15 protein-coding genes and 1 pseudogene are annotated in these 23,636 nt (G+C 45.9%); 6 read left to right on the top strand and 10 right to left on the bottom strand.

The genetic code is table 11. The annotated features are described in order from the left end of the window. Positions 1–762, top strand: a 762-nt coding sequence (locus QUB37_RS09695) for a calcium-binding protein (RefSeq protein ID WP_333161320.1), incomplete at its 5' end; no start/stop codon positions are given. Positions 763–993: 231 nt separating this feature from the next. Here QUB37_RS09695 and QUB37_RS29835 read toward each other — a convergent pair. Next, positions 994–1,200 carry a hypothetical protein gene (locus QUB37_RS29835; protein WP_445300014.1) on the bottom strand — a complete coding sequence of 69 codons (207 nt, stop codon included), beginning with the start codon at positions 1,198–1,200 and terminating at the stop codon, positions 994–996. A gap of 236 nt (positions 1,201–1,436) precedes the next feature. On the opposite strand from QUB37_RS29835, the gene QUB37_RS09690 reads away from it, so the two are divergent. The 3 genes and pseudogenes from QUB37_RS09690 (at position 1,437) to QUB37_RS29825 (ending at position 3,119) form a co-directional block, all read left to right on the top strand. After that, positions 1,437–2,500 (top strand): ISKra4 family transposase gene (locus QUB37_RS09690; protein ID WP_333161318.1). Its coding sequence is split into 2 segments (ribosomal slippage): positions 1,437–2,072 and positions 2,075–2,500, totalling 1,062 coding nucleotides; the frame shifts between segments, so codons are not numbered across the junction. Between the two features lie 33 nt (positions 2,501–2,533). Next, a pseudogene (locus QUB37_RS29830) lies at positions 2,534–2,958 on the top strand (DUF4915 domain-containing protein). Continuing rightward, positions 2,955–3,119: a DUF4915 domain-containing protein gene (locus tag QUB37_RS29825; RefSeq protein WP_445251290.1), complete on the top strand. Its 165-nt coding sequence runs from the start codon at positions 2,955–2,957 to the stop codon at positions 3,117–3,119. The pseudogene QUB37_RS29830 and the gene QUB37_RS29825 overlap by 4 nt, the downstream one beginning before the upstream one ends. A 37-nt stretch (positions 3,120–3,156) precedes the next feature. Here the strand turns inward: QUB37_RS29825 and QUB37_RS09675 are convergent, their stop codons facing one another. The 6 genes from QUB37_RS09675 to QUB37_RS09650 all read right to left on the bottom strand — a co-directional run bounded on the left by QUB37_RS09675 (position 3,157) and on the right by QUB37_RS09650 (position 9,613). Further along, positions 3,157–4,056: an ABC transporter ATP-binding protein gene (locus QUB37_RS09675; protein ID WP_333161316.1), complete on the bottom strand. Its 900-nt coding sequence runs from the start codon at positions 4,054–4,056 to the stop codon at positions 3,157–3,159. Positions 4,057–4,184: 128 nt separating this feature from the next. After that, the gene (locus QUB37_RS09670; protein WP_333161314.1) at positions 4,185–4,958 is read right to left on the bottom strand and encodes an ABC transporter permease; all 774 of its coding nucleotides are present in this window, start codon (positions 4,956–4,958) and stop codon (positions 4,185–4,187) included. Between the two features lie 371 nt (positions 4,959–5,329). After that, positions 5,330–6,394 (bottom strand): hypothetical protein, encoded by a 1,065-nt coding sequence (locus tag QUB37_RS09665; protein ID WP_333161312.1) that lies wholly within the window; start codon positions 6,392–6,394, stop codon positions 5,330–5,332. Positions 6,395–6,939: 545 nt separating this feature from the next. Beyond that, positions 6,940–7,674 (bottom strand): hypothetical protein, encoded by a 735-nt coding sequence (locus QUB37_RS09660; RefSeq protein WP_333161311.1) that lies wholly within the window; start codon positions 7,672–7,674, stop codon positions 6,940–6,942. A gap of 318 nt (positions 7,675–7,992) precedes the next feature. Then, on the bottom strand, positions 7,993–9,018 hold the full coding sequence (locus QUB37_RS09655) for an ABC transporter permease (protein ID WP_333161309.1): 1,026 nt from the start codon (positions 9,016–9,018) through the stop codon (positions 7,993–7,995). 250 nt (positions 9,019–9,268) lie between these two features. Further along, a complete protein-coding gene (locus QUB37_RS09650) occupies positions 9,269–9,613 on the bottom strand; it encodes a hypothetical protein (protein WP_333161307.1) in 345 nt (114 codons plus the stop codon). Positions 9,614–10,243: 630 nt separating this feature from the next. On the opposite strand from QUB37_RS09650, the gene QUB37_RS09645 reads away from it, so the two are divergent. After that, positions 10,244–13,657, top strand: coding sequence for a PAS domain S-box protein (locus QUB37_RS09645; RefSeq protein WP_445300013.1), 3,414 nt, complete (start codon positions 10,244–10,246; stop codon positions 13,655–13,657). 185 nt (positions 13,658–13,842) lie between these two features. Here the strand turns inward: QUB37_RS09645 and QUB37_RS09640 are convergent, their stop codons facing one another. Together QUB37_RS09640 and QUB37_RS09635 are read right to left on the bottom strand one after the other, a co-directional pair. Then, positions 13,843–14,910 carry an ABC transporter permease gene (locus QUB37_RS09640; RefSeq protein ID WP_333161303.1) on the bottom strand — a complete coding sequence of 356 codons (1,068 nt, stop codon included), beginning with the start codon at positions 14,908–14,910 and terminating at the stop codon, positions 13,843–13,845. 162 nt (positions 14,911–15,072) lie between these two features. Further along, positions 15,073–16,206, bottom strand: a complete 1,134-nt coding sequence (locus QUB37_RS09635; protein WP_333161301.1) for an AI-2E family transporter — start codon at positions 16,204–16,206, stop codon at positions 15,073–15,075. Positions 16,207–16,625: 419 nt separating this feature from the next. Between QUB37_RS09635 and QUB37_RS09630 the strand changes: the two genes are divergently transcribed. Beyond that, positions 16,626–18,413, top strand: coding sequence for an efflux RND transporter periplasmic adaptor subunit (locus QUB37_RS09630; RefSeq protein ID WP_333161299.1), 1,788 nt, complete (start codon positions 16,626–16,628; stop codon positions 18,411–18,413). A 651-nt stretch (positions 18,414–19,064) separates the two neighbouring features. On the opposite strand, the gene QUB37_RS09625 is transcribed toward QUB37_RS09630, so the two are convergent. Beyond that, positions 19,065–22,823, bottom strand: coding sequence for a chemotaxis protein CheB (locus QUB37_RS09625; protein ID WP_333161297.1), 3,759 nt, complete (start codon positions 22,821–22,823; stop codon positions 19,065–19,067). Positions 22,824–23,636 lie beyond the last annotated feature (813 nt).

Below are 23,636 nucleotides of genomic sequence, written 5' to 3'. Positions count from 1 at the left end.
TCTACCTTGATTGCGAATCTGGGTACTGCTGCTAGCAATCTGGGAACGGCGGACTTTGTATTTACAGGTACGATCGCCTCTTCTGATACTGGTACTACTACCAGCTCAGGCAGCGTTGCTGATTTAACTGCTGCTGGGAATACTTTCCCAACCGACTTTAACAATTTCGGTTCAGGTGTTGGCGGTTACAACTTCACCACTCCTGTCTTGTTTACCGGAGGTTCTGGTTCTAACAACGTCACGGGTACTGAGTTTGCTGACATCTTGAACGGCGGATCGAGTGCTGATATTTTCGACGGCGGTGCAGGTAACGACAGCATCTTCGGCGGCGCGGGTAGCGATACTCTCAACGGCGGCGAGGGGAATGACACTTTAATCGGTGGTGTGGGAACCAATGTTCTCAACGGCGGTGCTGGTGCGGATGTGTTTGTGTTCACCGGAACTACTGCTGAGGGCGGGGATTTAATTACCAATTACAGCATTGCTGATGATGTAATTAACCTCGACAGCACTGGGTTTGCAGCCTTTACGACCGGATCAGGGCCTTTGGTTTCGAGTTTCTACGCTTACAGCAGCACAGTTTCTGTAACTGCGCTCGAAGCAACTTTAACCGGCCCGTCCATCATGGCTATCTACGACGGTTTGTCTACTAAACTGTATTACGATAGCAACGGTTCTACGGTTGGCGGTAACAGTTTGTTTGCAACTGTCAATAATGTCGATTTAGGAATTTCCGGTAATACTGAATTGTTCTTGTTCTAAACGGCAAGAATCCTAATCGGGATATCGAGGGTACGGTTAGGGACACAGCATGGCTGTGTCCCTACAAGATACGGGTGAGGACACAGCATGGCTGTGTCCTTTTTTTTGGTAATTGTTATACCATTTTTTTAACTGTAGTTTAGACTAAAAAATGATTGCAGCCAAAAGTAGCCGCCTTTGAACCCACATTCCGCAGATGTGGGTCGGATTTTTTTACAGCACTTCCGGATGTCATGAGGTACAGTAGCAGCAATTAGTAAACCAGTTTTTAAGATGTTTCGGATTAATTAAGTCAAGAGTCACAGCAATTATGGTGTCAACCATTTTAGTGCTGGTTGGTGAAAACTGGATCAATAAAGATTTGAGTTGCGACCACCATAATTCAATAGGATTAAAATCAGGAGAGTATGGGGACAAACACAAGATAGAAGCACCCACTGCTTCAATCTACTGGCTTAATTGAATCTACTTTATGCACTGGTAAGTTATCCATCACTACTACTGCTCCCGACCACAATTGTGGCACTAAACATTTCAAGGGTAAATACCTCAAATGCTTGGCTATCCATCGAGTTGTCAATGGGAGCATCCCGATTTTGTAAAAGTGCTATCCAGAGAGGATAATAGGTAGAGCGTCAACAGAAGCGTGAACTGCATTTGTAGGAGGAGTGGCTATGACCCCTGAACAGAAGGAGCGTTTAAAAGCTTGTGCTGCTGAGATTGCCGAGATTATGTACACAAATACTCCGGTCTCAGAATTATCAAGTCTGGAAACAATCGAAAAGCATATTCGAGAGCAATGGCTAGAATTAGTCGGGCCGGAGGTTGGTTTTTTTATCAAACAGGCAACCGGAACAGAATCAGGACGGTCTCGCACAGTAAAAAGCTGCATTGGTAAACTAATAATTACTGAAAAACAAGCCGAAAAATTGGGAGTGAAAAAATCTACTCGTTTAGCTCCATTATTTGAAAAATGCTGCCTCCATCAGGTGGCTAATCTCTCTTATGAGAAAGCTGAGAGTGAAATAGAAGCCCAGACGGGAGTGCACATAGGTCACACTTGTTTACACCGATTAGTGGAAAAGCAAGAATGGGCGTCCAGAATAGCTACTTCGGAGGTAAAGGAAACCAGTGTGGATGGGGGGAAAGTGCGTCTGAGAAAAGAAGAGGGAGAGGGCAGTCACTGGCTTGACTATAAGGCTGTGCGACTGCACGACAGTTATTACGGGGCATTTTTTCTTGAGAATCAAGCGTTAATTAATTATGTGAACAGTCAGCCTTTATCAGAGGTACTAACCTGTTTGGGAGATCGCCCCGTGATGGCATTTGGAATATCATTGTCCAGTTGAATCTTGACGGGGCGAGGCGGGAAATTTTAGATTGGTATCACTTAGTTGAAAATCTATGTAAGGTCGGTGGGTCGTTGAAGCGTCTGGCGCAGGGTAAGGAGTTTTTGCGGCAAGGACGAGTCGAGGAAACCATCAATTTATTTAAGTCTTGCCGTCAAAAACAAGCCCAGAACTTTTGTGCTTATTTGGAGAAGCGTCGCCGACGAATTGTTAACTACGGGCAATTGTCAACACAAAAGGTTTGCTCCATCGGTTCGGGAGCTGTAGAGTCGGCAGTAAAACAAATTGATAGAAGGTTGAAAATTTCAGGAGCGCAGTGGTTGATGAAAAATGTCAATCAAATGCTTAAGCTTCGGTGCGCCTACCTTAACGGATCAATATCCGTTTGATGCTCAAAAGCGCAAAACCGGGATGCTTCCGATATCGACATTCACGATATCGCTGTCGATAAAAATAATCAAATCCTTTTTATTAGCACTTTGTTTAATTGTATCGTTACTTTGAGCGATCGCCACAGTTGCAAACCTCTCTGGAAACCAGGTTTTATCTCACAATATATAAATGAAGACCGCTGTCACCTCAACGGTTTGGCAATGGTGGGGGGGAAGCAAAATATGTCACAGCGTCGAGTCAGTCGGATGTGGTGGATGGCTGGCGCGATCGCCGACAAAACGGCGGTATAGTTATTGATATCGAATCTAATGAGATTATCGTCACAGGATTGTCAATGCCGCACTCACCGCGCTGGTATCAAGACAAGTTGTGGTTGCTGAATTCGGGGAGAGGGGAATTGGGTTATGTGGATTTAGATACAGGGAAATTTGAGCTGAGGCTCGCTGTGGTATGATGGCGATCGATTTGACGAATGGGGCGATCGTTCACTGGTTGCGGTTTGAAGGAATTGTCACGGAACTCTATGATGTGCAGGTGATTCCCCAAGTGCAAAAGCCTATGGCTCTAGGTTTTCAGACTGAAGAAATTGCTCAGTTAATTACTTTGGAACTTTAACCGCAGATGGTGGCGGATGTACGCGGATGGACGCAGATTAGGATACAGTTTGTTTGGTGACTTCGACATAAATATGTTCTAACCGCACCGGATACCGAGCAATTGAATCAATAGAAATCCCATCGAACAGCAGAATAATCTCTTTTAATTCTAAACGTTCCGGCAGCCAAAAAGCCAAATCGCTACCGTAGCGACGGGGGATGAAACTGTATTGTTTAGCGCGGGCGATAACTTCAGCTTCTTCGTCGGTTTTTACCACGATAATTTCTTGAGCAGGAATCAGTTTTTGCAACTCTTCTAAACTGCCCTCAGCCACAATACTGCCATTCTTTAAAATCCCAATTCTCTGACACAGCCGCTCAGCTTCATCCAACAAGTGAGTTGTTAGCAAAATTGTAATTCCTTGCGATTGCAATCGCTGAATTAACTCCCAAATTTCATAGCGTGCCTCAATATCTAAACCCGTTGTCGGTTCATCTAAAATTACTAATTTAGGCTGGTGTACCAAAGCTACCGCAATATTTAAACGCCGCTGCATTCCTCCGCTCAAAGTTTCCACAGGGCTGGTAGCTCTATCTGTCAAATTTACTGCTTTCAAACAGTGTCTTACTTGATAGCGGCGCTGTTTGCGCTCTAAGCCGTAAATTTGAGCAAAAAAGTTGAGGTTTTCTTCGCAGCTAAGGCTTTTGTAAAGCAAATTTTCTTGGGGCGCTACCCCTATTAACAATTTTGTAGAGTCAGAAACAGGTTCGCCATTGATAGAAACTTGGCCACTGTCGGCATTTAGCAAATTACATAAAATATTGATAGTTGTAGTTTTGCCCGCCCCGTTTGGCCCCAGCAAACCATAAATTTCTCCAGCTTGGATGTGCAGTGTTAAATCTTTAAGCACTGAACGGTCGCCATAGGACTTATTTAGCTTTTCTATTTGTAGCACTGCTTGAATTCTCCGTATTATTTTATTATATATTTACGGTTGTTTCTGAACGATTAAACCGCACAGAGCGCAGAGGGCGCTGAGTCAGAGAAGAGAGAGATGAATAATTACGACATAATGAGATAGTTTTAAAGTCTTCTTTCTACTCTCAGCATCCTGCGGTAAGAAAGCCATCCACCTGCAATCATGGCAATAGAAAATATGAATAAATACCAGAAGTGTTCTGCAATATCAGCCAAATCTTTGCCGTCAGCCCACACGCCCATCAGCGCTTCGTTCATGTGATAAATTGGATTGTACTGGGCGAGATCCAGCAGACTTTTGGGAAACAGCGAAGTTGGCAAAAATGCGCCTCCTAAAATCAACAAAGGAACGCCGAAAGCAGCTACTAGCGAGTTGACATCTTCAGTGCGCCTCGCAAACTGGGTGCCGAGAATAAAGCCTACACCTACATAAGATACAATACTCAGCAGAATAATCGCACATCCTAACAAAATAGAGCCTTGAAATTGCGCTCCTAAACAAGAGGCGATCGTGTATACTAAAATTACCTGACCGATGCCGATGCAACTGTGAGCCAGGAAAATTCCTAAAAAGTAGGAAGTGCCGCTCAGCGGGGAAATAAACAAGCGTTTGAGGGTATGCTGTTCTCGCTCTGCTACTACTGTTGCTACGCTACCACCCAGACAGCTAAAAAATAAAGCCGCTCCTACTAAGCTTGCAGGTGCAGCAACTTCAAAGGCTTTTGCTGTGCTGAGATTAGCGCGTTCTTTTAAAATTAAACCGTTAATTACCAAGATAGAAACTGGAAAAATACTCCACAAGACTAAGCTGCGCCGCCGCCTCCCTAATTCAATTAAAATTCGCTGTGCTACTGCGAGCGTTTCGTACCAGTATTTCATAAGAAATCTATTAGTATTGGGAGAATTGGGAATTGGTAATGACGCCACGGCATATCATATCATTTCCGGTTACACCGGAATGATGTTGACTGTTGACTGTTGACTGTTGACTGTTCACAGTCAACAGTCAACTCGAATTTACTATTTTGATGCTAACGGATTTGATATCATACCATAGAGATGCCAATAAGTTTAGCTCTCAATAAAAAACCCGCCGACGCGGGTTTTGTGATTTTAGAGGGATAGGTTTTAACACCAGTTAAAAAAAGAACGGAACTGTAACAACTTTCCAAACCATATCGAATCACTTATTTCCAATTTCTTAATCGAAAATCGAAAATTGTCTAACTTGTTGCCCTCTCTAACTGATCTCAATTAATAGTAAAGTTTTTACCTCTGTAGCATCCTTGAAAAGAAGTTAAACTGGTGCGGTTTCCCTGTTCCAATTTAGTCACGAGGGAAGAAGTATTGGAACTGTCAGGGTTAGCACCCCAGTTGTAGATAAAGTCGCCGAGATTGTCTCCGGTTTCTTCGTAGCTGTGCTCTTCAATTGGAATTCCCGAAACTCCTGAAACAGTTTGGTTGTGGTATCCGTTAACAATGATTTTTTCGATTACTGCGCCCGGTTCTGCGGTAATGTTCCATTGCACCGGTTCGTAGGCTGAAAGTGCGAGAATTATGGGCTTGTTTCGGCGTTCTACTTTGACTTCGATCCTCTCCGAGGGCTTCGCTAACGCACTTTTAGACAAATCTCGGTTCTTGTGATCCGCATTGGCTTCGTAAACGCCTATTAAATGAAGTTCTTTATTTCCGCTTGACGAACCGATATAAGCTGAAAAATCGTCTGAACCGCCAAGCCCGCAGTTGGCGCCAGAACTAATTGGGGAAACAAAAGCTGCTTTTTCGGCTAGTTTCTGCTGCACCGCCGGCACTACCCACAATCCGGTGCCGATGCCTAAAGCACCTATCAAAGCAGCCGCTATACCGAAAGGAAGGGCATTTGTGAGGTTGCGAACAACTGGTTTGGCTGTTAGTTGAGATAGCGTTTGCTGCCAAGTTTCACCAGTTTGTCGATCGGCATTGCCACCATCGAGACAAGCCAATAAACCTAAACTTTCCGGCTGTTCGAGCAGACTTTGAACAGTTTTCCCTTCGCCGACGTAGAGATTTCTAGTTGCGGTGTCTAAAAGCAGCCAGTAGCGATCGCCCTCGCCGAGGTTGTACTCTTGTACTGCAGGATCGACTAAATTGTGCTGCAAAAACACCAGCCAAGCCATATTATTGCCAGTGCCGACTGTTTTGCCGTCGCTGGAAATAAGTTGATCGATGTCTGGTTCCCAGCGCCAAGCTACCCAGCGACTATCTCCTCGATAGCCAAGGGATTTTTCTAGTTGCGGATGAGCGGTTATTTCTAAGCGTTGAACTAAATTTGACACTAGATGTCCTCCTCAAGTGCGTTAGCGAATCCCGCCCCTACGGGGGCTACGCCAACGCAGAGGATCGGCTCTAGAGCAATTTTGTGACAATTTAAAACAAATATTTTGCTCATGAAGAGCCTCCGAATAATCGGGTTAATTTTGTCTCGCTAATGTTATCAGCCGGTACTTTCCAAACCACACTGGCTTAACAAAAATATGCCTGTTTAATGGTTTAGCTTGAGAACTTGGAGCTGGCAAGTACCCGCCTGGTAATAATTTTAACCTGTGCTGATAACTAATCCTGTTACGGATTAAAGCTAGCTATCTATCACTACTTCTACCTGGTTGTCCAGTTTTGAAAGAGTGCTTGGCAGATAGCGCCTACAAGTTCTTAGCTTAACTTCTATTTCGCTACTCTGCTACAAAATATGCCGATCGCACCTAAGAGCTATATTAAGCAGGCAAATAAATATTCCGGCTTTCTCGCGGGTGAAATATCCCTGAAAAAGAGAACGTTTCCGAGAAACCCGGTTTCTGTGAAGAAAGTTCTGACACTTCACCGATTACTGGCGGGGGCCATCAATCGCATCTCTAGTCGGTGCCACACCTCCAGGGCCAAAGGAACTCGGCGGCACTCTCGGAAGATTGAGATTGGGATTGGGAACTAAATCGCTGTTGCTGTCGCCAGCAGTTCCGCCCGTGGGAGAGGCAGTATTATTGGGACTGGTACTCGGCGAACTTCCCGGATTGAGATTATTCTGATTGGTATTCGGCGAAGTTCCCAGACTGGGATTATTGGGAGTGATATAGGGCGCACTTCCCGGATTGAGATTATTGGGATTGGTACTCGGTGAAGTTCCCGGATTGGCATTGGGAGTAGCTGCAGGCGAAGTTCCCGGATTAGCATTGGGAGTACCTGCGGGCGAAGTCCCCGGAGTGAGATTGTTGGGATTGTTGGGATTTGCCGTGCCTGCAGGAGTAGTTATCGGGGTACCGGCCCCATCGATGGTGATGGCGTTGGGGTTCGGGGGAGGAGGCGGAGGAGTGGCTGCATTGCGGTTATTTGCAGGAGCATTGCCCGCAGCAGTGTTTTGGGGATCTGCGTTGGTGCCGCACAAACTGGCTAAATCAAAAGTTGTGCCGCTTGGAGTTTCGATGAAGCAAATCGGCACATTTACTTGGGGGTTTGAGGCTCTGGGAAAATCGGCTGTTCCCGGCATGGGACGGCTAAAGGCAGCTTCAGCCATCAATGGGGTCAAGGCAGCCGATAGAGCGGCGATTGTTCGCAATAATCTCATCAGCGTTTCCTCAAATGTATAATTTTATTTTCTCCAGTATTGCCCATAAACTGCCAAGTGTCGTCACTCTAAAAGCCGATCGATCTTTTTGAGAACTGCTTCTACAGGGCCACCGCTGGCTAAAACATCTGGCCCAAGCAGAAAGGACAGGTAGAAAAAGCCGATAAGCTAATCCGCCTTTAAATTGCATTGTCAAATAAATTTTCACTCTTGTGGGGAGTACGGGTTGGACATCCTGCCCGCCCTCAAAATACAATTTAAATGCACAACAGCTTAGTGACGCATTCGCATATCCGTTGCCCTTCTTCCTTGATATTTTTAGTAGCGAATTCGCGGGTCAACGTAAGCATTCAAAATATCAATTACAATGCTGGCAATTACGACAATTGCCGCAAAAAACACCACAATACCTTGAACAGTTGGATAATCCCGCAAGCTAATCGCTTCGTAAAGACGATTTGCCAACCCCGGCCAAGAAAAAGTAACCTCTGTTAAAATAGCACCGCCCAACATTGCAGCAAAAGTCAATCCTAAGATAGTTATCACCGGAATTAGTGCATTTTTCAGAGCGTGAGCCCATAAAATCTGCAATTCGGGAATGCCTCTAGCTCTCGCTGCTTCGACATAATCTGCTTGCAAAGTTTGCTTGAGATTCACCCTGACAATGCGCTCGAAAATGCCACTCAAAAGAATTCCCAACGTTAAACTCGGAAGGGCCAAATAATGCAAAGATGTGAAAAACTGACCAGGATTAGCGCTCAGGAGACTGTCAATAGTGTATAGTCCTGTGTAGCCTTCGGGGGCGGGGGATGTGACGGGAAAGCGAGTTCCCAGGGGAAACCATCCCAACTGCACCGCGAAAATTAATTGCAAAACCATGCCGGCCCAAAAAGCCGGCAGCGAGTAAGTGATAATGCCAAACAAACGGCCTGCAGCATCGAAAATAGTGTTGGGGCGGGATGCTGCTAGGGAACCGATACTGATGCCGACAATTAAAGCTATGGCCATGCTACAAACTGCTAATTCCACTGTAGCGGGGAAATAGTCTCCGATAATTTGCCACACGGTTTGTCCGCGAGTGGTGATTGAGGTTCCCAAGTTCAGACTGAATAAGTCTTTCATGTAGTTGAGATATTGCTGCCACAGGGGGGCGTCGAGGCCGAGTTGAGTTCGCATTGCTTCTTTGGCCGCTGCGGGAGCTCGTGAGCCGAGAATGGCATCTATGGGGTCGCCCGGAGTGGCCCGCAACAATAAAAATACTGCTGTGGTGATTGTCCACAACATTAGCGGTGCCAGAAGCAAGCGGACAAAAATATAAGATTGCAGGGCTTTAGAACGAGACATAATATTTGGGAATTGTGAAGAAATTAGTCATTAGTCATTAGTCATTAGTCATTAGTCATTAGTCATTAGTCATTAGTCATTAGGCAGATGTTCAAGGCAGATGGCAGGTGGATGATGGAGGATGGAAGAAACAGATATTTTATATCTGCGACTTCTGTGTCGCGAATCAGGGGAATTGGGAATGAATAATAGACAGTTGAGTTGATTTTTGCGAAAAAGTCGATCGACTTTTTCGCTATTCCCGATTTTTCTATTCGCCCAGCAGCGATTCAAAGGCGGCTTGCAAAGACTTGATATCGCCTACTCTGGCTACTAACAAGTTTTCGCTGCCGGCATCCCGCAGCCTGTGTCTCCAATACTGGATGCTATCGGAATTGTTCATCCAGAAACTAATCACGGTGTCTACAACTCGATCGACATCCCAGCCGCGGTTAGGAGAAACTGTCTCTACGGATGCCACAAACGCATCGAGAGTACACTTCCGGTTTGCCAAGTATTCTACACCGGACTGCTGCTGTTGTTGCAGCAATTCTTGCTGCTGGTTAAAAAATGTTAAAGTTGGAGATACGCCCAGGATTTCAAATGTATAGTTCATGTCATCCTCCAGAAGTATTATTTTGCCAAAAGATCGATCGTCCAAAAAAGCCAAAAACGCTTTACTTTGCGGCCCCCAATGAACTGCAGATGTTTCAATTATCCTATGAGCGCTCGATCGGGATTTTGGTCGATTATCTTATTAATAGCAAATTTTCTAACACCCGATTGTCACATAATTTACATTTGTCCGGGCACTGTAGAAAAAAGAAAAATCCAATTTTTATTAAGCAGGGGTAAGGTGGGCATCCGCACCCGGAGGAACTGATACAGTTTTAGATTTGAGATTTTAAATTTTAGATTAAAGAATAAAATAATTGGGAATGACTGATGACAAGCAGGGTTGGAATCGCGGGTCTAAAATTGCATTTTTTCTAACCTGGTGTGACTTTTTGGCCGCGAGTCCCCAGAGCGATCGCCACATTCACACAAGTAGTGGCATGATTAATATTACAAGTTTTTACAGTAGCCGTGGAAACCTCAGCCAAGTTTTGAGTGGGCGGCTACCGCACTTCACTATGTGTGTACAACATTGTAACTTATATCGAGGGTTCTTTTAAGCGACAAAGGATAGGCAAACCCGGTAGGTGTCACAATATTGATGTTATTGAAAAGTCTGAACAGTTGTCTGATGAAAAGCTCGCCCAAGATGTCACTGAGCCTAGTTTTGTTGATACCGCTGGTGGTGCAAATCTCCGTAGCAGTCGGCGTGACTGGATGGCTGTCGTTTCGCAACGGCCAGAAAGCTGTCAATGACCTTGCTACGAGGTTAAGCTTGGAAGTTGCAGCGAGGACGAAAGAAAATTTCCGCAGTTTTGGGGATGTGTCTCATTTATTCCTGCAAATGAATACTGCTGCGATCGCCTCTGGAAACCTAGACCCGGAAGACTTCCCCAACTTAGAGCGCTATTTGTGGAACCAGACGAAGCTGAGCGATCGAAATACAACTATCTACTACGGCGACGAACAGGGAAAATTCCTCTTGCTCAAGCGAGAAGCAGAAGACTTAGTATACATCAGAGACGAATCAACCGCTCCAAACCGCGAAATTTATCGCCTAGATAGCCAAGGAAATCGCACTGAGCTAATCCAAACCGTCCCCTATGACCCCCGTACTAGACCGTGGTACAAAGCTGCCAAACAGTCAGGAAAAGCCACTTGGTCTCCCATCTACGTCTTCGCAGCCTCGCCAGTTCTCGGTATTACGCCGGTGATGCCTATTTACAATGAGACAGGAAACCTGCAGGGGGTATTGGCCATTGACTTGACTCTTTCTCAAATCAGCGATTTTCTCAAAAGCATCAAAATTAGCCCGTCGGGACAAGTTTTTGCGATCGAACGCAGCGGGAAAATAGTCGCCAGTTCCACAGACGAATTGCCCTTTGTCACCGGCCAAGACGGACAAGAACGGCTGTTGGCGACACAGAGCAAAAATTTGCTAATTCGATCGGCTTCCACATACTTGCAAGAACGATTTGGTAGTTTTAAACAAATTGACAGCCAAGGACAGTTTACCTTCGAGATAGACGGCAAACGTCAATTCATTACCGTTGCTCCCCTGCAAGACGGCCGCGGCCTCGATTGGCTGATTGTAGTCGCAATCCCGGAAGCAGACTTTATGGAGCAAATTAACGCCAACACTCGCACAACTATCTTATTGTGCTTTTTTGCCTTCGTACTGGCGATCGTTCTCGGAATATTTACCTCTCGCTGGGTTGTCAAACCGATTACCCGATTGCTGGAAGCTTCCAAAGCTTTAACAAAAATGTCGGAATCATCCGACTTCACCTCCGCAGAATTAGACGGCGAAGTCGAAGTTCAAGGCGTCAAAGAACTCGGCCTTCTAGCTCAGTCTTTCAACCAAATGGCGAGACAATTGCGATCGTCTTTTGTTGCCCTCGAACAAACCAACTCTAGTTTAGAACAGCGAGTAGCAGAGCGGACTGCCGAACTCGAAGCTGCAGAAGCAGAATTGCGGGCTTTGTTTGCAGCTATGAATGAATTAATTATAGTTGTGGACACCAGCGGTCGCTATTTAAAAATCGCGCCCACAAATCTTTCTCTGCTCTACAAACCAATCGAAGAATTAGTTGGCCAAACAGTCACAGATGTGTTTCCGCAAGCTACATCAGACAATTTTCTCAAGCACATCCGAGCAGCTTTAGATACTCAGCAAACTGTCAGCATCGAGTACGATTTAACCATTGACGACCGCGAAGTTTGTTTCGCCGCCAGCATTTCACCGCTTTCAGAAGAATCCGTCATTGTGGTAGCCCGCGACATTACCGAACAGAAGCGAGCCGAATCGGCGCGACGCCAAAGGCAAAAACAATTGCTCAAACAAAATACGGTTTTGGTAGAATTGGCAAGAAATAAAGCGCTGTATCGAGGCGATTTGCAAGTAGCTTTGAGGCAAATCACCGAAGCTGCCACTCATACCCTAGATGCAGAAGGAGCCACAGCGTGGTTGTATGACGAAAGCCGATCGAAACTGCAATGTCTCGACCAATTTAGCAGCAGCAACCAGCAGCATTCCCAAGGTGCCGAACTGACAGCAGCAGACTATCCAGCTTATTTTAAAGCTTTGGAAGAATACCGGACGATCGCAGCCGATGACGCTCTCTCAGATGTTAGAACTAGAGAATTTGTGGAATCTTACTTTGCACAAATGGGTACTACATCAACCTTAGATGCGCCGGTGCGGCTGGGAGGACAAACAGTCGGAGTCATCTGTATCGAACAAGTGGGAACTCCTCGCAACTGGACATTAGAAGAACAAAATTTTGCTGCTTCCCTGGCAGATTTGGTATCATTGGCGATCGAAGCCAGCGAGCGCGATCGTACACAAATCGCTCTGCGTCAAGCAGAACAAAAATATCGTAGCATCTTTGAAAATGCCGTCGAAGGAATTTTTCAAAGAACCCCCGAAGGTCGTTTCTTGAGCGTAAATCCAGCTTTAGCCCGCATCTACGGCTACGCCACTCCCGAAGAATTGACATCAAATCTCACAAACATCAGACAGCAAGCTTACGTCAATCCTCAGCAGGGCGACAAGTTTATGCGGGTGATGCAAGAATTCGGAGAAGTTTCGGGGTTTGAGTCACAAGTTTACCGTGTTGATGGCAGCGTAATTTGGATTTCCGAAAGCGCGCGTGCAGTGTGCGACGCCAACGGCAAGGTACTCTACTATGAAGGCAGCGTCGAGGATATTAGCGATCGCAAAGTCTTTGAATCCGCCTTGCAACTCGCCCTAGAAGCAGCCGAAGCCGCTTCCACCGCAAAAAGCGCATTTTTAGCAAACATGAGCCACGAACTGCGAACACCTCTGAATGCCATCATCGGCTACAGCGAAATGCTCCAAGAAGAAACCGCAGAATTGGGTTACGATGAACTCATCCCCGATTTAGACAAAATCCGCTCTTCCGGCAGACACTTGCTATCGCTAATTAACGACATTCTCGACATTTCTAAAATCGAAGCCGGTCGCATGGATCTTTACTTAGAAACCTTCGACATCGCCGCCTTGATTCAAGAAGTTGCCTCCACCGCCGCGCCGCTAATTGAGAAAAACGGTAACACTCTAAACTTAGACCAAATTAGCAATATCGGCACTATGCACGGTGACATTACCAAAGTGCAGCAGATTTTATTGAATTTGCTGAGCAATGCCGCCAAATTCACTCAAAACGGTACAATTACCCTCACAGCCAGCCGCGAAAAAATTTCGGGCGACAGCAGCGAAGCGAGACCAGAAAACACTTCTGAACCTGCGGCAAGTTATCAATCTTCAATTGCTAGTAAAGAATTTTTAGTTGTTAATTGTACAGATACAGGAATTGGGATGACTCCAGACCAGTTGCAGCACATTTTCCAACCCTTTACCCAAGCAGACGCTTCTACGACGCGCAAGTACGGCGGCACCGGTTTGGGACTAGCAATCAGCCAGCGTTTTTGCCTAATGATGGGCGGCAATATTTCAGTGAAAAGTCAGCAGGGTGTTGGTTCTACTTTTACGATCTGGTTGCCAGTTAATGTGCAAAATTAGGGTGCGTAACTGTTACACCCGCTAAGCCTGGGAACTATAAATTACTAACTCCCAATTATATCAAATCCGTTAGCATCGGAATAGTAAATTCGAGTTGACTGTTGACGGTTGACTGTTGACGCCGTGAACAGTCAACCGTGAACAGTCAACCGTCAACATCATAAGGAGTGTAACCGGAAATGATATTACCTTTGAATGCTTCTCGGATCGAGAGCATCTCGCAACCCATCCCCCAATAAATTAAACGCCAAAACTGTCAAAATAATCAGTGTTGCCGGAGGCCAAACCAACCAAGGTTGCAACACTAAAATTGAAGCATTAGTAGACAGGGATAGTAAATTCCCCCAAGAAGGATCGGGCTGTTGAATCCCCAAGCCAATTAAACTCAAAACCGACTCCGCCACAATAAAACCCGGAACCGCCAAAGTGGCAGAAATAATTACGTAAGTTGCAGTTTGCGGCAACACGTGGCGGACAATAATATAAATTGGGTTGGCGCCCATTGCCCGCGCCGCTTGCACGAATTCTCGTTGTTTAATTGACAGTACCTGACCGCGAATCACCCGCGCTAAACCCGCCCAATTGATAAATGAAGTAATCAGCACAATCAATATAAATCGCTGAGCACTTGTCAATCCCGGTGGCAATACTGCTGCTAGCGCTACTAATAAATAAAGACCGGGAATCGTCATCAATACTTCGGCAAAGCGCATTAAGATACTGTCAATCCAACTACCGAAATAACCAGATATGCCTCCGATCAACAATCCCAATGGGAAAGAAATTGCTATTCCTACTAAACCGATGCAGAGGCTAATTCTGCTGCCGTGGACTAAGCGACTGAATTGATCGCGAGCTTGTTCATCGGTGCCTAAAATGTTAATTTGGCCTTCTCCTGTAGTACCAAACAGGTGCCTGTCAAAAGGCAAAATTCCTAAAAATTTATAGGGGGAAGCTTTGACAAACAAACCGACAGCAGAGGGTTTTTGCCAGTCTACTATTACCTCGCGAGCGCCGGTATCCGCCTCCACTGGGCCCTGAGTAGTCGGATAAACGTGGGGCCCGATAAATCGCCCGTCTGGGGTGGTTAAATAAATCTGAGTCGGCGGCAGTAATGAACCGTTTAATAGAGAGTCATAGGGGTCGTAAGGTGCCACAAATTCGGCAAAAAGTGCGACTGTATAAAAAATTAACAGTAGCACGGCTCCTAAGCGAGCTAGAGGATTTTTTCTAAGATTTTGCCACCATTTCATAATTTTTTAGGTTTGAGATTTTTAGTTGGTTCGTAGTAAAGACTAAAGTTCTTAAAGTTCTTTGTAGAGACTTTAGTTTTTTTTCAATGGACTCAGCAGCCAAAACTTAATTCCTGAATCATAAAAGTTTTCATAACTGAATTACTTACTACAAAAATTAGACTACTTTTGTTCATCTGCTACCAAGATTATTCTACTTTCCTCTTCTGATATTTTTCCCAATTCCTCGCCGCTAAAAGGATTGTAGAAAAACGATCCTGTTTGCGGCGGCAATTTGGGATTGAGTACAATTTCTACTATACTTTTTACTACCCCACTTAGCGGAATTGCCAGGATAACTCCTAATAACCCTCCCACTCTGCCTCCTAACAGCAAAGCTGTGAAAATAATTACCGGGCTCAATCCGGTGAGATTGCCCATGATTCGGGGAGCTACTAAATTATCCTTGATTTGCTGGAGACCGATCGCCACTACCAACACTTGCAGCGCCAGCCACCAATCAATAAACGCTACAATTATACTAACAGTGCCAATTCCCAAAGTTGCTCCAATAAACGGAATTATTTCCGTCAATCCTATAAATACCGCAAACAACAGAAAAAACGGAACTTGCAGCCACCAAAAAGCCAGACTCAACGAGAGGGCCATAAATAGTCCCAGCAATAACTGTCCCGATACGAATCGCTGGAGGTTTCGCTGCAAAGTCTCTGTTAAAACATAGCGAATGTCTGGGGAAAAAATGCTGGTCAAACCCTGCCACACTCTTTGCCCGTCTAGGAGCATATAAAAGGAAATCACCACAATAAAAATTAAGTCCAAAAACCAGTTAACAGTACCTACAACTAAGCCTAAACCCGTACCGGCGATCGCCTGGACTTGTCCCTGGACTCTAGCTGACAGTTGCTGCTCCAATATTTGCACGTCAAACGGTAAATTGCGATCGGCACTCCAGGCTTGAAATTCACCTAGCTGCAGCCGCCCCGACTCCAGCAATTCCGGCAACCTCACCCCCAACTGGCTCGCTTGGTTGAACACCGGCGGCACAATAGTTAAACCAATTACTACTACTATCACACCCGCAGTTAAATAAACCAGCCCTGCTGCTACTCCCCGTGGCAAAAATACTTGCAGTCTTTTTACTGCATAATTTAATAAAAATGCAATGAGTCCCGCGGTTACTAAAATGCTGACCAGTTCCCCAACATAGCTGATAGCAGTTAGGGTAAACCATCCCGTTACTAGCACTAGCAGCCAAGTAATTAGAAACTGTTGGAGGGGAGAAAAGAGACTATTCATTTTGATTTTTTTTAAATAAAGTCGCACAAATTTTTTAAGAGTTGTGCCGTATTATACAGTAAACACATGAGAGTATAGGTTACGAATAATCAGTTCAAGATTAGACTGACTTTTCTGAGCATTGATAGATAGTTGATGCCCAAGCCACTTGGGGAGAGACAATGCCAGCCCGATCGACCCCACGCTGGGGAATCACGCTCATATTCAGTATGCCCCAGAGGCAGATCAAATTAAATGTCATCGAACAAACTTTGATCAAAGTTAATCAAAATCGCCATTGTAGGGTGAAACGCCGCCACACTCACCCAAAAGGAGGAAGCGTTAATCCAGAGGCCCTCCGCTACAATGAACTAAATAATATCGTAATCTTTCTTTACAATATACAAAAGCACAGGCTCATACTGGCGAGAGGAACTACCGTGACTAATCAAGTTTTTTCAGAAGCCGAAGAAAAGCAACCCCTTCCCCCCGTGGAGAGCGGGCGCGAGAGGAACTCAGCAGTGGATGTAGCTGAAAGTGAAGTCTCAGACAACTCTCGCTGGCAATTCTCCGCTGACGAAGATGAACGAGAAGTTGCGCTGGAAGTTCCAGAAATCGAGGCGGAACAAGTTTGGGAACCAGAAGCAACTGAAGTTGGGCCCCGCAAAGAAATCAGGTGGCCTGCCTTGTTGGCAGGCGCAGGGATTGGTGTGGCTGCAACGTTGCTAGCAGTAAACTTGACTGGGGGGAATCAGAGTTCGCCTCCTGCCGCTCCAATTCCTCCGGTAACTCAGCAGGCGACGGCTCCGACTGTGACAGTGGCGCCTGTGGAATCTGCCCAGGTGGGTGAAACTCTGGAAGCGACGGGCACCGTAGCAGCCTATGACTTGCTGCCAGTGTTGCCACAAGCCAACGGTTTGCAAATCAAGCAGGTGTTGGTGAATGAAGGGGATGTGGTAGAAAAAGGTCAGACGATGGCGGTTTTGGACGATTCGGTGCTACGATCGCAAATTGCCGAAGCGCTGGCGGGAGTACAATCGGCCAATTCTACCGTAGAACAAGCCCAAGCTCAGGTACAGCAAGCCGAGTCAGCCCAACAAGAAGCCCAAGCCGGCGTTGCTCAAGCCCAAGCTGGCGTTGAAAAAGCCATCGCTGACGCAGCGCAAGCCAAAACAGGCGTCGGGCAAGCAAGGGCCGGTGTGGAACAAGCTAAAGCCGGTGTCACTCAAGCTAAAGCCGGCATTGCCTCCGCTCAGGCTAAATTAGATCAAGCTCAAAGAGAAGTAAATCGCACCCAAGATTTGGCTGCTCAGGGAGTAATTAGTCAGCAAGATTTGGAAAGGCGAAAGACGGAACGGCAGACTGCTGTTCAAGATTTGAACAAAGCTAAAGCTGACTTGAATACAGCTTTGCAAGAACAGAATAAAGCAGCCGAAGAAGTGCAATCTTCTATTGCTAGAGTAGCTACTGCTGAAGCTAATATCAGTACGGCTAGAGCGGCTCTCGCCAGCGCTCGTGCTAAAGTGAATACGGCCGGAGCAAGTGTCAGCAGTGCCAGAGCAAATGTCGGAAATAACGCAGCAAGTGTCCGCAGCAATGATGCACAAGTCAAACAGTTACAAACTCAACTAGAACAAACAATTGTTCGAGCACCCGATAGCGGCACTGTGGCTGAAAGAATTGGTCGAGTTGGCGATGTTTCTTCGGGAAGTCAAAAACTATTTTCGATTATTCGGGGCAACAAGCTGGAACTACAATTGAAAGTACCGGAAACTCAGATTTCGCAAGTGCGGCCGGGAACAGCAGTGCAAATTACTTCGGATTCTGACAAGCGGATTAAGTTGTCAGGAACTGTGCGAGAGATTTCGCCGGTAGTTGACACGCAAAATCGGCAAGCTACGGTGAAGATTGATTTGCCGACAAGCGAGTTTTTGCGATCGGGAATGTTTTTGCGCGCATCCATTTCGACGACAACGGCTCAAGGTTTGAAAGTCCCTGCTAAAGCTATTTTGCCGCAACCTGACGGCAGTTCTCTGGTTTATAAACTTGTGGGCGAGGACAAGGTGCAGGCTCAACCTGTGGAAGTTGGGGAAATTTCTGGGGGTGCTGTGGGCGATTTGACTGCTGCTAAGGTGGTGGTTAAAAAGGGTTTGAAGGCGGGCGATCGGGTTGTTGTTACTGGGACTGGTTTTCTTAAGGATGGCGCTGAGGTTAAGGTTGGTAAATAGTTATTGGTTAGGGTTATTTAGAGTTAGGGTTATTTAGAGATGATTGCCTTTTTTTTACCGCAGATGAAGGCAGATAAACCCCGATGAACGCAGATAACCACTTCCAATATTTCGATTACGCAGGTCTACGGGCATTGCATAATTAAAGCGATGATATTGAGGTTAATCACCCCCTGATAGTGGATCTATTGATAACCAATCGTGGCGATAGAATTCATTTAGGATCTTAGCTCATAAGCTGTTGCACATTTAAACTGTGAACTAAAATTTGATAAAGTTCTTGTGGGGAGTAGGGGTTGGGCGTCTCGCCCGCACAAAAAATACGATTTAGATGCACAACAGCTTACTCATTTTTTATGAGACCCCGTAGAATCTGATCCCCCCTAACCCCCCTTAATAAGGGGGGGACAAGATTCTTCTCAAAGTCAACCCCTACTCCCCTTATTAAGGGGGATTTAGGGGGATCGAGATATGTGCAACTTCACCTTAAATGGGTATCAGGAGATAAGATTAGAAATAATATCAATTATTGTTGCGCCGGAATGATATCAAATCCGCGCTTCATCGACCTGATAAAGTCGCATCAAGCTGCCAACAAATATAGCGAATTTTCACTTTTTTGACCCCTAGTCAACAGTCAACAGTCAACAGTCAACTATCATGGATATCTGTTCGTAGCGGCAACCTGACGGTAAAGGTTGCCCCTTGTCCCTCACCCGGACTTGTTGCAGTAACAGTACCGCCGTGGAGTTCTACTAAATGACGGACGATCGACAGTCCTAGCCCCAATCCAGAGTCTCTGCGAGAGTAGCTACTATCTGCCTGACGGAAGCGATCGAACACATAGGGGAGAAAATCAGGGTGAATGCCCTTACCAGTATCGCTAACTTGGATTTGAGCCATTCCATCTATGTAGTCTAATGTGATGTCAATCCTTCCTCCGCCTGGGGTGAATTTAATCGCGTTTGAAAGTAGATTCCACACCACTTGTTGTAAGCGACTTGGATCGCCCAAAATCTTTGGTTTTAAATGACTTAGCCTGGATTCAATTTTAATATTTTTGGCTTCTGCTGCGAAACGAATTACCCCGATCGCATTTTCAACCAGTGGATTGATCTCAACTTCAGAAGCATTGAGCCGAAATTGGCCTGTGGTAATCCGCGAAACGTCTAATATGTCATCGATGAGCTGGTTTTGTGCTTTGGCGGCGCGCTCGATCGTTTTTAGCGCCTCGTCGGTTTTAGCCTTGTCAAATTTTTTCAGGCGCAGCAACTGTGCCCAGCCAATCATTGCATTGAGCGGCGTCCGCAGTTCGTGAGAGAGGACGGACAAAAACTCATCTTTGACGCGGTTGGCCTCCTCAGCAGCCGCACGAGCCAATTGTTCTTGAATCCGAAGGCTGCGTTCTGTCTCCAACTGTTTTTGCTCGGTGATATCCTCGATCGCCAACAGAATCATATGTGTATCGCCCACCGGAGGCATTTTGCGCCCATTGAGTCGCATTATTTTATGCCCGATCTCCTCAAAGTCATGCTCGACCTCAAAATTTTGAAACTGGGGATTACCTGCCAGAATTTCTTTGAGGAGCGATCGCAACTTGGGAATATTCCACTGTCCATTACCCAGATCGAACACTGACCGGTGCTCTGTTTCGCTCGGCGCCACCTGAAACGTCTCGTAGAAAGAACGATTGGCAGTGAGCGCCTGCAGGTTGAGATCTAACACTAGCAACGGTTGCACCACGGTATCCACGATCGTTTCGGCGTAATTTTTCGCTTCCATCAAATGCTGGGCGCTCACTTTTAGATCGTTGATATCGACCAACATCAGCACCACCCCATCAATCTTGTGGTCGAGCGTCCGGTAGGGTCGAATGTGCAGATCGTACCAACGACCGTCTCGATCTTGAACCTCCTGAACTTTCAAATTGAGCGTGCGGATCACGTCTAAAATTGGTTTTTCTAAGTCCGGTATCAGCAACTTGTGAGTGATGTCGCTGAAAGACCGCCCGACATCGCTAGAAATCAAGTTGAAGATACCTTCGATTGCGGGAGTAAACCGGCGGATTCGCAGGTCGCCTCCCAGCATCAGGATCGGAATATTGATGCTGGCCAGCAGATTCTCTAAATCGTTGCTCACCTGAGTGGATTCAAGATTGCGCCGCTGCAATTCGTCATTAATCGTGTTGAGTTCTTCATTGGTTGCCTGAATCTCTTCTTTCGCCGTTTGGAGTTCCTCATTCATGCTTTGCAACTCTTCGTTGCTCGACAAAATCTCTTCGTTGGCGGCTCTCAAATCTTGATTAGCGGCTTGATGTTCTTGGACGATCGCTCCAAGATGTTCTTTAGTGGTTTTCAGTTCCTCTAGCAGCCTTGCAATCTCCTGATTTTCAGCCTGTGAAGGATCAGAGTTGACTCTACCATCGTCAGCAGCAGGCCTTGCAGAGCTCGGAAACTCGTCTTGAAACAACACTAAAAAATAGTCTTTTGCCACAGATCCGGCTTGGAATGGAATCACATTAATTCCGACCTGCCGGATGATCTCGCCATCTTCAACTTCCAACCCTGCCCGTGCGATCGATTGCTTCTGCCGTGAGGCTTCTTGAATTGCAGTTGCCAGTTCCAAGCGCAATCCTTCTTTTGCCATTCTCAGCAAGTTAAAGCTCGCCCTACCGGGAGCCAGTTTTAGGTAGGGATTCGTCTGTCCTCGAAATTGCAGAATCTCGCTGGCTGTATTAATCACCACCCCGACAGGGGCGTAGTGATTCAAAACAATGCGATCTGCCTCTTTATCCATTTCGATTTCGTCCAATTTTTCCGTCTGCTGCGGTGGAGCGTTGGGGGGTGTCAGAGAATAGCTACTAGCATTTAAATCCATGCTGAGCCAATGCGATAGCTGTTTTTTAGTATAAATTTTATTCTTTTTGTCGAATAGCGCAAACAATTCTGAAAACTCACCAACCGTTTCCGAAGTGCCTAACAGCAAAAAGCCCCCGGGCCCAAGCCCATAGTGGAACATTGGCAGCAGTTTTTTCTGCAACTGGGGCCCCAGATAGATCAGCACGTTCCGACAGGTAATCAAATCCATCCGGGAAAATGGCGGATCGCCGATCAGGTTTTGTCTAGCAAAGACGCAGAGTTCCCGCACGGGCTTAGCAATTTGGTATCCGCCCTCGACTTCGACAAAGAACCGATGTAGGCGTTCGAGTGAAATATTGGCGGCTTGGGCGTGGGTATAAAAGCCAGTGCGGGCGGTCACGATCGCATTTTCGCTGATGTCTGTGGCATAAATCTGAATCGGCAGGTTAATAGAGCGAGCTGCTAAAAACTCTAGCAAGCAGATGGCCATCGAGTAAGCTTCTTCACCCGTTGAACAGCCGGCAATCCACATTCGGATCGGTGTTTTCGGCGATTTATCTTTGACGATTTCGGGAAAAACATTGCTGCTTAAGGCCTCAAAGCTTTCGGGGTCGCGGAAAAAGCTGGTGACATGAATTAAGACATCGTGATACAGCGCCGTTACTTCTGTCGGGGTGTTTTGGAGATATTCGGCATAATCTTCGATCCGTTCCAGCTTGTAGAGGAACATCCGCCGATTTATCCGCCGCATCAAGGTGGTTTGCTTGTAGTAAGTAAAGTCAACTCCTGTAGCCGCCCGCAGCAAACTGTAGATAATGGCGATCGCATCTTTACTGCTGATCGCTCCTTCGCTGGTGATCGCATCTTTACTGGTGATCGATTCTATCAAAGGCCGATCGCTCATGTAGGGATGACTGCCGATCTCTGCTATTTTCTGGGCAATTTGTTTCGGTGGCAAGATAAAGTCTACCTGACCCGTAGCCACCGCAGTATTCGGCATACTGCTCACTTGTGCCGAATCTTCACATTGGGCAAAAGTAATACCGCCCGCGGCCTTAATCGCTTTTAACCCTTGGGCACCATCGCTGTCGCCCCCGGACAAAATGACACCGATGGCTTTGTTCCCTCGTTCTTGGGCGAGGGAAAACAGAAAAATATCGACGGACATAAATATGCCCTTTCCTCTGCCGCGAGGCGTTAGCTTCAGCACTGATCGATCGACCATGGTCATGCTTACATTCGGGGGGATAACGTAGACCTGATTCGGTGTTATGACCATCCCATCTGTCACCTCATGCACGGGCATCTGGGTCGATCGAGCCAGAATCACACTCAACACACTTCCCTGGCTCGGCAACATATGCTGAATTATTACAAACGCCATGCCAGTGTTGATCGGCAAATGGCTCAGTATTTCCATAAAGGCTTCCAATCCACCTGCAGATGCTCCTATTCCGACTACAGGAAATAGGTCGTTTTGATTGTTCTGCTTTTGAGCTGTTTTGATACCAGCTTTAGGTTGAGATTTTTTGAAATACTTATTACGACTCATTTTTTTTACTAGATATATAGCTAGCGGCGTATTATAGTTATTTTGATTGTATATTTGTGATATATATATATATATATATATCAAAATGAATAAATGAGTCATCTACCTGCCGATATAATCTCTACGCGAACTCCGCCGGTGCGCTCAAGCGATTTTAAAATCCTTATTTTGGAGTTCCATTTCCTAGTGGGGGACAAGATTGAAACGGGAAATCCCTTATAAATTGTACTAATTGTACTGTTAAGAGTAAAGAATCAGTGAACTTTCCAGATTCTGCGATCGTAGCAATTCTATGAATGTTTGCGATCGAGTAGAGTTCCCTAAATGCCGCAACTCATCAATAAACTGCCAACCGGAATCTTTTGGACTCTTCTCAAGCAACAGAACACCATACAGAACCGTAATTAATCTCGTTTTTATGCAGGTTGTGGCGATTAAGAGCGGGATAGCTTCGCTTCACGCAAATTCGCTAGCGCCGCGTCGATATAAATTATCTCTGGATTATTTTTTTAACTCCTTCATCACTGCTTGCTGGGGCATTTTTACCTTTTGATTCCTTTCCCGAGTATCGTCGGTTAGCGGTTGCCAAGATTGATCAAATTCAGCAATTACTTTCTGAACTTCTTCTGGTGTTGAAGTTTGAGGCTGTTAATTAGCAGACACAATCTAGTAACAGAATTTTTTTTTATTTTCCCAAAATCTCGTAATTTGTGCTAAAAACTTAAAGAAAAGTAACAAAAATATATTTTAATTGACTTAGAGAAATTAGGGAAATCCAAGCAGCGCTGCAAAGTTCGGATTCTCAAGACAGGC

This window comes from Microcoleus sp. AT3-A2, assembly GCF_036705685.1.
Classification (GTDB): domain Bacteria; phylum Cyanobacteriota; class Cyanobacteriia; order Cyanobacteriales; family Microcoleaceae; genus Microcoleus.
Note: the sequence above shows the minus strand (reverse complement) of the source record. Positions and strands in the feature narration are given on the sequence as shown.